This window comes from Bradyrhizobium sp. CSA112 (genome assembly GCF_029051645.1).
GTDB lineage: Bacteria > Pseudomonadota > Alphaproteobacteria > Rhizobiales > Xanthobacteraceae > Bradyrhizobium.
In genome coordinates, this window is sequence record NZ_JAACFS010000043.1 from 13833 (window position 1) to 26399 (window position 12567).

Annotated in this window: 10 protein-coding genes and 6 pseudogenes; 7 read left to right on the forward strand and 9 right to left on the reverse strand. The window is 59.2% G+C overall.

Going from position 1 to position 12567, the window contains the following annotated elements:
• The first annotated feature begins 27 nt into the window (after window positions 1–27).
• The gene (locus tag GWE18_RS37095; RefSeq protein ID WP_275190577.1) at window positions 28–969 is read left to right on the forward strand and encodes an SDR family NAD(P)-dependent oxidoreductase; all 942 of its coding nucleotides are present in this window, start codon (window positions 28–30) and stop codon (window positions 967–969) included.
• Window positions 970–1418: 449 nt separating this feature from the next.
• Here the strand turns inward: GWE18_RS37095 and GWE18_RS37100 are convergent, their stop codons facing one another.
• The 3 genes from GWE18_RS37100 to GWE18_RS37110 are packed head-to-tail and all read right to left on the reverse strand — an operon-like array spanning window position 1419 to window position 4214.
• Window positions 1419–2726, reverse strand: a complete 1308-nt coding sequence (locus GWE18_RS37100; protein ID WP_275190578.1) for a DUF4910 domain-containing protein — start codon at window positions 2724–2726, stop codon at window positions 1419–1421.
• A 25-nt stretch (window positions 2727–2751) separates the two neighbouring features.
• Window positions 2752–2991, reverse strand: coding sequence for a hypothetical protein (locus GWE18_RS37105; protein WP_275190579.1), 240 nt, complete (start codon window positions 2989–2991; stop codon window positions 2752–2754).
• Window positions 2988–4214, reverse strand: a complete 1227-nt coding sequence (locus GWE18_RS37110) for a class I SAM-dependent methyltransferase (protein ID WP_275190580.1) — start codon at window positions 4212–4214, stop codon at window positions 2988–2990. The genes GWE18_RS37105 and GWE18_RS37110 overlap by 4 nt, the downstream gene beginning before the upstream one ends.
• A gap of 1362 nt (window positions 4215–5576) precedes the next feature.
• On the opposite strand from GWE18_RS37110, the gene GWE18_RS37115 reads away from it, so the two are divergent.
• Both GWE18_RS37115 and GWE18_RS37120 read left to right on the forward strand, forming a co-directional pair.
• Complete coding sequence (locus GWE18_RS37115; RefSeq protein WP_275190581.1) at window positions 5577–6662, forward strand: NAD-dependent epimerase/dehydratase family protein; 1086 nt, start codon at window positions 5577–5579, stop codon at window positions 6660–6662.
• Complete coding sequence (locus tag GWE18_RS37120) at window positions 6662–8005, forward strand: UDP-glucose/GDP-mannose dehydrogenase family protein (protein WP_275190582.1); 1344 nt, start codon at window positions 6662–6664, stop codon at window positions 8003–8005. The genes GWE18_RS37115 and GWE18_RS37120 overlap by 1 nt, the downstream gene beginning before the upstream one ends.
• A gap of 152 nt (window positions 8006–8157) precedes the next feature.
• Here the strand turns inward: GWE18_RS37120 and GWE18_RS37125 are convergent.
• From GWE18_RS37125 to GWE18_RS37135, 3 genes and pseudogenes are all read right to left on the reverse strand, one after another.
• Window positions 8158–8504 (reverse strand): annotated as a pseudogene (locus tag GWE18_RS37125) (transposase); the annotation flags it as partial.
• An 81-nt stretch (window positions 8505–8585) separates the two neighbouring features.
• Window positions 8586–9190, reverse strand: a pseudogene (locus tag GWE18_RS37130) (transposase); the annotation flags it as partial.
• A 103-nt stretch (window positions 9191–9293) separates the two neighbouring features.
• Complete coding sequence (locus tag GWE18_RS37135; protein WP_275190583.1) at window positions 9294–9461, reverse strand: integrase; 168 nt, start codon at window positions 9459–9461, stop codon at window positions 9294–9296.
• 252 nt (window positions 9462–9713) lie between these two features.
• Between GWE18_RS37135 and GWE18_RS37140 the strand changes: the two genes are divergently transcribed.
• Entirely contained in the window at window positions 9714–9941 is a 228-nt protein-coding gene (locus GWE18_RS37140; protein ID WP_275190584.1) for a hypothetical protein, read from the forward strand.
• A gap of 21 nt (window positions 9942–9962) precedes the next feature.
• On the opposite strand, the gene GWE18_RS37145 is transcribed toward GWE18_RS37140, so the two are convergent.
• Window positions 9963–10118 carry a hypothetical protein gene (locus GWE18_RS37145; RefSeq protein WP_275190585.1) on the reverse strand — a complete coding sequence of 52 codons (156 nt, stop codon included), beginning with the start codon at window positions 10116–10118 and terminating at the stop codon, window positions 9963–9965.
• 314 nt (window positions 10119–10432) lie between these two features.
• Between GWE18_RS37145 and GWE18_RS37150 the strand changes: the two are divergent.
• The 3 pseudogenes from GWE18_RS37150 to GWE18_RS37160 all read left to right on the forward strand — a co-directional run.
• Window positions 10433–10660 (forward strand): annotated as a pseudogene (locus tag GWE18_RS37150) (DUF736 domain-containing protein); the annotation flags it as partial.
• A gap of 5 nt (window positions 10661–10665) precedes the next feature.
• Window positions 10666–10782, forward strand: a pseudogene (locus GWE18_RS37155) (type II toxin-antitoxin system RelB/DinJ family antitoxin); the annotation flags it as partial.
• A gap of 3 nt (window positions 10783–10785) precedes the next feature.
• Window positions 10786–11073 (forward strand): annotated as a pseudogene (locus GWE18_RS37160) (type II toxin-antitoxin system RelE/ParE family toxin); the annotation flags it as partial.
• A 574-nt stretch (window positions 11074–11647) separates the two neighbouring features.
• Here the strand turns inward: GWE18_RS37160 and speD are convergent.
• Together speD and GWE18_RS37170 are read right to left on the reverse strand one after the other, a co-directional pair.
• Complete coding sequence (gene speD / locus GWE18_RS37165; RefSeq protein WP_342804328.1) at window positions 11648–12040, reverse strand: adenosylmethionine decarboxylase; 393 nt, start codon at window positions 12038–12040, stop codon at window positions 11648–11650.
• An 81-nt stretch (window positions 12041–12121) separates the two neighbouring features.
• A pseudogene (locus GWE18_RS37170) lies at window positions 12122–12404 on the reverse strand (transposase); the annotation flags it as partial.
• Between the last annotated feature and the right edge of the window lie 163 nt (window positions 12405–12567).

A 12567-nucleotide genomic window follows, 5' to 3' on the forward strand; every position in this document is an offset into this window, starting at 1 on the left:
TGCAATTTCTGCCATTAGGATGCGGGTATGAAAAAGGTATTGGTGACTGGCGCACGAGGCTTCATTGGATCCCAGCTTTGCAAGAGGCTCACGGGCTTGGGCGTCGAATTACACGCGGTCTCGCGCCAGCCACCGGCCGACGTACCGGCCTGGTGGCAATCGATTGGCGGAGATGTCAGCAATGCCCGACGCGCCACCGCTATCTGTTGGTGGAACGTCAATCTGGTCGATCTGCAGGCAACGCGAGAACTGATCCGGACTGTCCGGCCTGACACGACCTATCACCTCGCTGGTCTGGTGACGGGTTCGCGCAGTTTCGAAATGGTGCTGCCGATCCTGCAAAACAACTTCCTCACCGCATTCAATCTGCTCCTGGTCACCGCTGAAAGCGGCGCCGGCCGGATCGTGTTCGCGGGCTCCGTTGAAGAGCCGGATAACCCGGATCACATACCTTCCTCGCCCTATGCCGCGGCAAAAGGGGCTACGTCGGCGTATGCTCGGATGTTCGAGGCGCTGTATCAGACCGAGGTCGTCATCGCGAAGATCGCCATGGTTTACGGCCCGGCGCAGGCGGACCTCACGAAGCTGGTCCCCTACATTATCACCACCTTTTTGCGCGGCGAGCGTGCCAAGCTGAGCAGCGGCGTCCGGCCGGTTGACTGGATCTACGTCGATGACGTGGTCGATGGCCTTATAGTGTGCGCCCACGCATCTGGCGCCGAGGGCCGTGTGATAGATCTTGGATGGGGCGAGGTGTGCACGATCCGGGAGATTGTACAGCAGCTAAGAGCATTGATTCCCGGTGCGCCCGAACCGCTGTTCGGGGCAGTTCCCGATCGACCGCTCGAGCGGGTACTGAAAGCCGATGTTGCCACTGCCCGCAAATTGATCGGCTGGAACCCGTCGACAACGCTGCACGCGGGCCTGCGCCGTACAGTGGAATGGTATCGATCCCGACCCGCGGCATGACCGCCGGGGCGTCACCCGTTGCTCGGTTACCACGAACGCGTGGTTCCTGTGGGCCTCGTCCCGATAATGATCCGGGCTGCGGCTTGCGTGTCGCCACGCGGCGCGCGTTTCCAAGCGCATCATCATAAGAGGAAACCTCGCAAAACGCCGGGTTCAGCTTCCGCAATCGCGACAGCTCGAACAGGACTTGCATAGGGGGCCGCCGGGCCCAGATAGGCTTCGACATCGGGTTTCGAGCATGCTCGATCAGGTATTGCGTAGAATCTGCACAGGCAATGCATAGGCCGTCGGCCAAGTCGACAAAGAATGTCTTCGTCGCCATCCAGGCGGAAAAACTCCGAGACGGCGCTACGTCGGCGGCCCGGACACTTAACATCCACAACGCCACCGAGCCGATCACCGGAAAGATGAACTCGCGGCGTGATGGTGTATCATTCGACCCGCTTCGATCACTCGGAACGTGCGTGGACAAGCCCTGCGTCCAGTGCGATCCGCGCGGCGGACTCAAGCCGAGCAAAGGGTATGTCGGCCCGCACCGCCATGTCCAACAGGCTATGGTCGCCATCCGCGAGGTTGAGCAACCATAACAGGTCCATCTGCGTGGCGCCGCCCGCCTCGCGTTGCCCAGCGATCGTTCTATAGAGATCGCGTCTTCCAAGCTGAGGCTCGCATCGACCGTCGACGCGCTCATACGTGCAGTCCGCATCAAGTAAGTCCAAGACCGTCTCTATTACCGAGTAAGATTGATCGAGGGCCTCCGGCTTCACGAAATCCAGATTGTCTGCCGACGTATGGTATTCGGGGAAAGCACCATGTACACCGCGCATAAGGCAGCCTACCGGCAGATCGAATGCAGGCGAACAAAACTGCCGCTCATCATATCCGTAGGGGGCGAACGGCAGTATTTCATGGCGGAGGCTGGAATGCCTGAGGACATGTGCCACGGCCCGATCGATCGTCGCCCCCTTGCGGCTCTGCTTATAGTGAAATTGCCCGCCATCACCCAAACACGTCAGCACGAGGCCATACTTGATGTTAGCCAATACCGGCTCGCTGCGGGCGAGCCAGGTGATGGCGCCGATCGTCGCTGGAAGGAAAAGAAATCGATATCCTAGCCGTCGCTTTTGGCGCGCCTGCCGCATGGCCAGAGCGGTCATGACTGCGATTCCCGAAAGATTGTCATTTGCGAGGCTGGGATGACAGACATGGGTGCTGAGCAAAACTTCGTTCGGCGTCTCGCCGGGAACGAAACACTCACCAAACGTCAGTGCACCAGCCGAGATATCGCTGTCAATCTCGACATGATAGACGTCATCATTCATGGTCTGCCAGAGATTATGAGGCAGGCAGAAGCCCCAATCGTCGGCGTAATAGCCAGTCCTGTATGGAATAAGATCTGGCTGATCAGGCAGCGTGTGGATGTGCCGCGCGAGTTCGGCACGCGTGAACACGCCCTGCACCGGCCTGCTATATCCAAGAACATGAAGATTGTTGCTGGCGAAGTCGACCAAGCATTTTCCGCCCACCGAGGAGATCGACCCGTGGCGAATATTCCATTCCATTGGAACGTGCCAGTCGAAAACAGAAGTTCCCGTTCGGACTTCATTGATCTCGAGATCAATATGGCGGGCGATGATGCTCAGGGTCTTGCGAACTCCTGAGCCGGTTTGACTACGGTTGATTGGAAACAGCTCGCAGACCAGTTGATACAGGTCAATCGCAGGCTTCCTCTCAATTTCCCTTACGTCGAGCTTCATTGGCATCTCGTTTCTGCCGGGGTAACTAGAGCTCGCGATCTGCGAGCGATGGTCGGGCCGCATTTTTGGGCGAAAACATTGTCACCGGTTCAGGCCGTGTCATAGAAAACATCGGATCGTCGAAGCGGAAGCCACCCGACAAACCTTCGACGTATTCGATATCATCAGACGTCCCACAAAGTGCCAAGCGGGAAGGAGGGTACATGACCATCATGTTCGTCTGCCGCCCGATGAATCCGATCGCGCCGGTCAGCAAGACCTTCATGTCAGAACCTTCAGTTCGGGAACCGCAATGACAAAATTGCCGCCCCACCTCCTAGTCTGCTCATGCTGCTGCATCACCTCGGCAGCGATGTTCCAGGGCAGGATCACCACCCAATCTGGCTTTCGCTTCGCGAGTTCTGCTGGGTGAAGGATCGGAATGTGGCTGCCGGGCATGAACTTGTTCTGTTTCGAGGCTGCCGCGTCGCAGACAAAGCTAATCAGGTCGTGTTTCAAGCCGGCATAGTTCATCAATGTATTGCCTTTGGCAGCCGCGCCATACGCGGCGACCGACCTGCCGGCGAGCTTCTGCTCGATCAGGAAAGCTAGGAAGTCGTTCTTTACCTGGTCCGCCTTTTGCTGGAATGCAAGGTACAAACCGAGGTCTTGCAGCCCCAGCCTTGTCTCCTCCGCCAACATGGCCGTGACCGCTGCCGTTGTTTTGCGCGGATCATCCTTGTTGCAGCCATAGATGCGCAAGGAACCGCCATGCGTCGGGAGCTCCTCAAGGTCGAAGACCCGCAGACCGGCCTTTTCGAAGAGTTGGATAACCGCCGTCAGCGACAGGTACGAGAAGTGCTCATGATAGGCCGTGTCGAACTGGTTCTGTACAATCATGTTCTTGAGATGCTGGAACTCCAGGTTCACCGTACCTCCCTGCTTGAGTAGAATACGCAGGCCCAACGTGAAGTCATTGATGTCAGGCACATGGGCATAGACGTTGTTGCCGCAGATCAGGTCTGCTTGCTGCCCGCCTGCCGCCAGCCTCGTAGCGGTGGCTGCGCCAAAGAATTCACGAAGCACCGGCACGCCAATCTGCTCGGCAGCATCGGCCGTGCCGGCGGTCGGCTCGATGCCCAGGCATGGTACGCCCATCGTTACAAAATTTTTGAGAAGATATCCGTCATTGGAGGCGACCTCGACGACAAAACTGTCTCGGGTCAGATGCAGCATCTCGGCGATCTTTTCGCAATAGGTCCTGGCATGTTTCAGCCAGCTCTGCGACGTCGAGGAGAAGTATGCGTAGTCGCTGGAGAACAATTCGTCGGCGGCGGTGTGATCTTCAGTCTGGACGAGCCAGCACGCGTGACAGACAAAGATCTTGAGCGGAAAGGTCGTCTCCGGTTCGTGGAGCTGCGCTTCCGAAAGATAGGCGTTCGATGGCGGCGCGTGTCCCAGATCAAGGACCACGTGTTGCAATTGCGTCTGGCAATTCCGGCACTTCATAAGTCTGGTCCCTTGACGTCCGCATCAAGATGCCGATGCGTCGAGTCGCGTGTGGACAAATCCGTTGATGGAAAAGGCCATGAAAAGTCCGCCATCGGATCATCGAATAAACAGCTCCTCGTGGGGCGACGGATTGAATGTGGTACTGCAGCGATTTTCGGCACAAAGGACGACATAGAGCGTAACGACGAGGGCAATGGCCGCCGCGGTGTCGGCCTGACCGTGAACAAGCACCAGCCGCCAACGCCGACCAGGACCCGCCCCAACACCCGGCGGATGCGCCCCGGCAGGTCGGCCAGTAGCCTCATAAGTGATTGAGACGTTAGTGCGGAGTAGCTGGGGCGAGCAGCTAGAGGTAAGGGTTGACCAATGCGAGCCTGCCGATTCCTGCCGATAGCACCGCGGCATGCAGCCGGCCCGCCGTCCAGGGGCCCCCGGACCACGAGGAAGCTGCAAATCCAGCTCAGCGCTATGGTGAACGTGACGTTCGCCATGCGAAGCACTGCGATATCGCTACCTGCCGGGATTGAGACCGAAACTGCTGTAGTATTGCAGCCAAGCGAGACTGCGGTGGTTACGGCGGACAGAGCGAGCAAGGTCCGATCCAGGAAGACTGACGTTCCGTTTGCAAAGTGGTCGTCTCCTGCCATAGGTCTCTTCTTGCCAGCCTCGTCGACGAGCCCCATTCCAACGGGCCTCGAGGTCCTTATAACTGGCCTGAGCTCCGCAATCTCCTCCCAAAATTGGTAGAGTCTATCATTGGCGTGCCGCGAGACCGAAGTTTGGACCACTCAGAACTAGAGTTTTGCGCCTCTAATCAGGTTGGCGGGCTGGTTTGCGCCGACGTGGTTTGCAGCAAAATCGGCGCCTGTCTTCTCTTCCATGGTGGGCATGCAAAATGCTGTGCTCCAGTCAACTACCAGAGCCGCTAGATGACGGAAGCATGTTGCCTGTCGATGATAAACGTCGGCCGGTCGGATGAAACGGCCGGTCAAACGCAAGGTCCGCTTTTCAACAAGCCCGCAAACCTCACATTGCAGGAGCAACCACAATGGACGTTTTTGGACCACGGAGAGAGCACTCCGAAAAGCCCAAGCAGGGCTCCAGCCGGTTCAACGGCGGGTACTTTTTTCTTCCGTCGGTCACTCTTGAACTACCTTTTAAATCGCGCCGATCTCGTGCTGGAGAATGCGCCCTTCACCGACCGCGCCGGGCCACTGGCTTGCGCGTAGGTCGTCACGCCGGCTTCTGGGCTTGCATGGATACGCAACATGACACGGATCAGCTCGAAGAACTCTGGGTCTCCGGTCGAGGCCCTTGGGTTCACGCCAACAACGCCCAGCCTTTCGTTCGGAGCGCTACGTGACAATCAGCCTCATCGTCAAAGAAGATATCGAGCAAATCCATGCGGCCTTGCCGCGAGGATGCTTCGCGGGGGCAACGGTCCTGGTCACAGGCTGCGCGGGCTTCCTTGGATATTACTTCCTCCAGTACTTCACGCGAAAGGCGTCCGAACTCGGTCTGAAGCGGATCATCGCGCTCGACAGTTTGCTGCTGCATCGGCCGCGCTGGCTGACCGATCTGAGTGCGGAGTTTCCGGATGTGCTCAAGACGCATACGTTCAACATCGCCAGTGATGACCTTCGAATGGTCGACGGCGCTGACGCAGCGGACTACGTCATCCATATGGCCTCGATCGCTTCGCCGACGTTCTATCGTCAGTATCCGGTCGAGACCATTGACGCTAACATCTGGGGATTGCGGCGGCTGCTCGAATCCTATCGGAGTTCGGATCGGCTCAAGGGGCTGTTGTTCTTTTCGAGCAGCGAAATCTACGGCGATCCGGCTGAGACGGCGATCCCGACTGACGAGGAATACCGCGGCAATGTCGCGTGCCTGGGCCCGCGGGCCTGCTACGACGAATCGAAGCGTTTCGGCGAGACGATGTGCTACGTCTTCTCGAAGACGTATGGCATGCCTATCACCGTCGCCCGCCCCTTCAATAACTATGGGCCTGGTATGCGCATTGACGACCGTCGGCTCCCGGCCGATTTCGCGCGATGCGTGATCAATCGAGGAGACATTGTCATTTTTTCCGACGGCAGCCCGACCCGGACTTTTTGCTACGTCTCCGACGCGATCACAGGCTATATCCTCTGCCTCCTGCATGGGAAATACGATTACTTCAACATCGGGATCGACGGGCCGGAGATCTCCGTCCACAACCTTGCCGAGATCTATCAGCAGGCCTCGCTGGAGGTTTTCGGGCGCCGCGGCGCGGTCGTCTTCGAGAGGAGTTCCGACTCAGAGTATCTTGTCGATAATCCAAACCGACGCCGCCCCGTGATCAAGAAGGCGCGGCACATTCTCGGGTACGCTCCCAAGGTCCTCGTAAATGAGGGCGTGCGCCGCTACCTGTCCTTTCTACGCGACGAGTTGAGGGCGTGATGCGCGTCACAGTTGTCGGCTCCGGTTATGTGGGTCTGGTCTCGGGCGTGTGCCTCGCGGTGAAGGGACACGACGTGACGTGCGTCGATCTGCGGAAGGATGTCGTCGCTCAGCTTAACGCTGGCGTCCCGCATATCCATGAGCGTGGCCTCCCTGAACTGCTCAAGTCAGTGCTTGCATCGGCCCGCTTTCGGGCGACCACCGACCTACACGCCCCGATCGAGACAGCGGAAATCGCCCTGATCGCTGTCGGCACGCCGTCGAAGAATGGCGCGATCGACCTCAGCGCCGTCCGGCAGTGCGCTCGCCAGATCGGCGCTTATCTCGCGACTACTCCTCATCACCTGTCAGTCGTCGTGAAGAGCACCGTCATTCCAGGGACAACGGACACGCTTGTGCGGAAAGAGCTCGAGCACTCGTCCGGGAAGAAAGTCGGGGCATTCGGCTTGGGCATGAACCCGGAGTTTCTTCGCGAAGGAGAGGCGATCGAGGATTTTATGGAGCCCGATCGCATCGTGATCGGTCAGGAGGATGAGAGGACGCTGGCGCGGCTCGAGGAACTCTACGCTCCGTGGAACTGCGACAAAGTGCGGGTGAACACCCGCACGGCCGAAATGATCAAATACGCCAACAACGCAATTCTTGCCACCCAGATCTCCGTGGTAAACGAGGTAGCAAATCTCTGCGCTGCGGTGGGAGGCGTCGACGCCCTCGACGTCATGCGCGGCGTCCATCTCGACAAACGCTGGTCGCCGATCACCCCCTTGGGCCGCCTCGTCCCACAGATCCTGACCTATCTCATTCCGGGCTGCGGGTTCGGCGGGTCGTGCTTTCCAAAGGACGTACAGGCGCTGCGCACCCAGGGCGAGAGCCTGGGCCTCCCGATGAACATACTGAATGCCGTTCTCGACGTGAATGCCGCGCAGCCAGGCCAGATCGTCTCTATCCTTGAGCGGAAGCTCGGAGCATTGTCCGGCCGACGAACCCTCGTTCTCGGCCTCTCCTTCAAACCGAACACCGACGACGTCCGCGAATCCGCCTCGATCAAGATCGCTCGCGATCTTCTGCGGGCCGAAGCGGATGTCAGGTGTTACGATCCGCTCGCGACGGAGAACTTCAAGCTCGCCATCGGAATCGCCGCGAACCGTATTCAGTTCTCGTCTGACTGGCGGCGCGAGGTCGAGTGGGCCGAGATCGTCATCATCGCGACTCGGACACAGGAATACGGCGAACTCACCTCGTTGCGAGTCGCCGGCAAAACGGTGTTCGACGCGCGTCGACTGATCAATCCAGCCGATGTGGCCCCCGCGGACTACCTAACCATTGGCCGCCGCCTGAACTGAGTCGGGCCATGATCTTCGAACTGACACCCATATCGAGAGCTTTCCTCCTCAGCCTCGAACCTAGCGGCGTCGATCGCCGCTTTCTTCCACGCATCTTCTGCGGCGAAAGGTTCGGCGTGCGCCCGCGGCCTGGCGACGGGATTCCGCCTCTTCCGGAAGCGGCCATGCCGGTTCTGGAGAACGTCGAGTGATCCGGCACCGCGCCATCCAAACCGAGCCGGCAGAACCACCGGTAAGCCAGATTGAGGTGGACCTCATCGCACAGCCGCCGCTCCAATCGGATGCCGAAGCAGTAACCGAACAAGAGCATCCGGATCATCAGTTCGGGATCGATCGAAGGTCGGCCGATGCCGCTGTAGAAGGGCGCCAAGTCCCGCCTGACCTGTTCAAGGTCGACAAACCGGTCGATCGACCGCAGCAGGTGGTCGGCGGGGATATGTCTTTCGAGCGAGAACTCAGAGAACAACGCAGCCTGTTCGACTTGCCGATGTCCCATCATGATCTTCAGTCCTGCAATTGGACAGACTGAATCACTGATACCCCTGCGTTGCAACAGCAGTCTTTTTCAACAGAACCGGCCCAACTCGACGCGATTGGTGTAGCGGCCGAGATAGGCCAGGACCTTGTGCGGGTCCGCCGAAGGGCCGCTTGGCGTACACAACCCAGTTGATGCGTCGCATGGCGTCGAGGTGGGCCGCAAAGGCATCCGGCTCGGCCAGAACTCCGAGATCGCCGAAGAAAGGCACCGGAGTTGAAGGCTGCCGACAGACGTTTGAGAAAAAGTGTGCGAAATAGTCTGGACAATGGTTTGACGGCCAGGAAGAAGTTCGGTCGGCTGGCGATCCAGCGCGCGCCATCGGGCGAGAGGCCGCCGCCCGGCACGACGCAGTGGACGTGGGGATGATGCGTCAGCGCCTGTCCCCAGGTATGCAGGACCGCGACGCCGCCGATCTCTGCACCGAGCCGTCGCGGATTGGCAGCAAGCGTCGTCATCGCCTCAGCGGCGGCCTTAAACAGGATGGCATAGACGACGGCCTTGTTCTGGAAAGCGATCGCTGCGATCGGTGCAGGAAGCGTAAAGACGACGTGGAAATAGGGAGCCGGCAGCAGGTCGGCTTGACGCGCGGCCAGCCACGCGGCTCGGGCTCTCCCCTGACACTGCGGACCGTGCCGGTTGCGACAAGTAATGGGCGTCGCCCATTACTTGCCTTATGGGCTAATCCATTAATGGGGAGCTGGCGGCGACTTGATCGCGCCTTGTGTCCGCCGCCGCCAATTCGGCTCACCATTACGAAGAGCGCTTGAGGAGCGCGATCAGCCTGTCGGACGGCTGGAACGCGCCGCGCCGCGGATGCGGTGGAACGATCGATTCCATGGCGCCAAGCTTCTCTGTCGGATCGCCACGCGTGTAGATTTCGGTGGTCGTCAGGCTGGTGTCCCCCAACCACAGCGACACCTTACGGATGTCCTGTGTTGCTTTTGAACCAGGGCTTTACGAGTTGAATGCGCAGTCCTGGAGATATCAGGCCGTTAAGCCGCTCCCAAACTTGCCCCCTCATTGGAGTAGGCCCCTGGAGCCGGACAGGGTTGAATTTAAGATTTGACCGCTATGCCGGGCTTTTGAAGGACGGAAGCCCATTGCCAAGCATCGAATTCACAGCCTGGAGTTCAAACGTCAGGTGCGCAAGAGTTTCTCGCCGGCGAGACCTTGCACGGTCTGGCGAACAGCTACGACCTGTCGCGTAATCTGATCCGCATTTGGGTCCAGAAGTTCGAGGCCGGCGCCCTCGATGAGGCCGCCGGCGCGGCCGACCTGGTCGGGCAGTACGAGGCGCGGATAGCTGCCGCTATGAACAGCAGACCGCGGCCGAAAAGTGCGCCTACATCCGTGATTGTCGGCCCGTCGGGCCTTCCATCGCGGAAGGATGCCGGCTGATGGGGATTGCCGCTCGACGTATTACGAGGCCTTGCCGGCGACGACCGATGACACCGCGATCGTCGCAGCGATGGTGGCGATTTGCGAGGAGTTCGAATGCTTCGGGTGGCGGCGCGTGCGCGCGGCCTTGCGGCAGCGGTGGATGATCGTCAACCGCAAGAAAATCAAGCACCTCATGCGCGAGCATGGTCTCCAGCCGAGGTCTGTCGCCACCATGTCGCAACGACCGATAGCGATCACGACCAGCCGATGTATTCCAATCGTGCGAAGGACATGACCGTTAATGGGCCCGACCAACTGCGGGTCGTCGACATTACCTACGTAGCGAACGCAGTCGGCTTCGTCTATGTAGCCGTCATTCTCGACGCGTGGTTGCGCCGTGTGGTTGGTTATGCGATCAGCCGTTCTAGGGGTCAATATTGCAGGCCGAATGACAAACCACGTCCCAGACCGGTTCGTTCACCCGCAGCAACGATCGCACCTACACCGGCATCATCAAGACGCTTGCGATCAACGCCAAGGCGCGCCTCGTCCCCAGCGATCCCGCCTCCGCCAGCGACAAGGCGCCAGACCTGCGCGTGATCGTCTCCGGGGTCGAGATCGGTGCCGCCTGGCGCCAGACCTCGAAGGACAACCGCACCTACTACTCGGTTAGGCTCGACGATCCGTCCCTCACCGCGCCCATCTACGCCAACCTCTTCGAAGGCGACGATGGCACGGTATCCGTGCGGAGGTGCGCCAGGCACTGGCGGATACCCGGCCCGATCTCGATGATTCCGAGGTCGAAGCACATTTCGCGCAACGCCGTACCGCTGCGCTTCGAAAAAGTGGCGGAGCATGAACGGTGGAACTCGTCTGGTCGCGATTCGCGCTGTCCGATCGCGATGGCATTTTCAGCTGCACCGAAGCCGAGAATTCCCGTGCAGCGGTTCATGTTGATGAACAGATTGCCGATGCCGCGCGGCGCCTGCTCAACTTTCCTGACAGTGGCCGGCCCGGGGCGCGTCGCTGGCACGCGCGAGTTGGTCATCCCGCGCACACTTATGTCGCGGCCTACCTGGTCGACGGTGATACTGTTCGCATCTATTGCGTGCTTCACGGCGCGCAGATGTGGCCCGACGAACTTACCAATGACGATTGGGGCCGGCTCCGTGCAGTATCCTGCGACCGGAGCTGGATCTCTTTTCTTGAATTGGATGCCCAAGTCGCAGTCAGACTACGACAACTTTCATTAATCTAAATCGGGGGAAAGGCCTGCTCCAGTTTTAGGGTTCGACCGATCTGCGGGATGCCCCGCAACGTCCAACGAGTGAGAGTCGGCGCTATACGCCGCGGGCAAATCGCGCCAGCCTCGGACGGATTGGTTCCCTCAAAGCTTTGAGAAGCGACTGATGAGCTTTGGATCAGAAATCCGATCGATCAATCGTCGAAGGATCGTCAAATTTGTCGTTCACGCTGATGAACGTGATTCGATAATGCTTGGCCTGGATCGTCATGTTCTCCTCCGCGCTATCGACCCGTCGGATGCGGGCCCATTAGCGAGGAGGAAAGCGGAGATTCATAGAGGTGAGTGTTCGGAGCTCGCGGTCAAGCTGTGATGCGAGATGTTAGCCCAAGATGTTTTTCGGTTGCGGCAGAGAGCTCGATACCCTCACCCGGGCGGCCGGAAACATGACCGGCTATTCCAAGAAGATCGACCATCTGCTTCATCGCGTCGGCTTGATTGACACACCTCTCCGGAAGCTGCGAACGTCAGACTTTTCGGGCTGAAAGGCCTCAACTAGAACTGGCACGGCGCTCGCAGGATCGCTGTCGCCACATACGAAAATATCAGCGGCCGCGTAGGACCTCTCAGGCCAAGTATGTAAGGTAATGTGCGATTCAGCCAACAAGGCTATTGCGGAGACGCCGTGACCCGGACAAAACTTATGAACGTGAAGGTGGAGTAATGTCGCACTCGCCGCACGGATTGCTTTTCGGATTGCGTCTTCCGCAATGGCCGGATCGTCGAGGTTCTTTGCTCCCCATAGCTCGATGAGCATATGCGTCGCACCGGTGGACAGAGCCGGTGGGGCTCCCTTCTCATTATCAATAGTCATTAAGAAATCTCCATTGAATTATCGGCGCAATAAGCTGAGCTATTCGGGATTTAGGCGACGAGGTGATCAGGCGCTTGGTTTGAAGGCCAGCAGTGCGTCGCGGTCGTTGACTAGGCATTCGATCGCCCGGCCGAACTTGGCCCAATACTTCTCGGCGAAGACGTCAATCGCCGCTTCGGCGGACGCTCGGTTCGCGCCCAATAGACCTCGCGCAAATCCTTCTTCATGGTGGCCCGCACAGAGAGTGGATCTTGTCCAGGACGTTCACAGTCTTGTGCACCCAGCATCGCTGGTGGCGTGTGCCGGGAAAGACCTCGTCGAGCGCCTTGTAGAAGTCGAGCGCGCCGTCGCCGACATCGGCCAAACTCGTTGTTATTGATGCCGTCGCCTTGATTGTTTTGCCAAGCCACGCCTCCCTTGAGGTAGGCCAGCGTGTGGCCCTGCGCGCCACAAGCGTAACCGAGGCGACCGGCCCCGGGGACAAAGACGTTTGGACTTGCCTTGCAGTTTGCGCTCATTACTGTGCC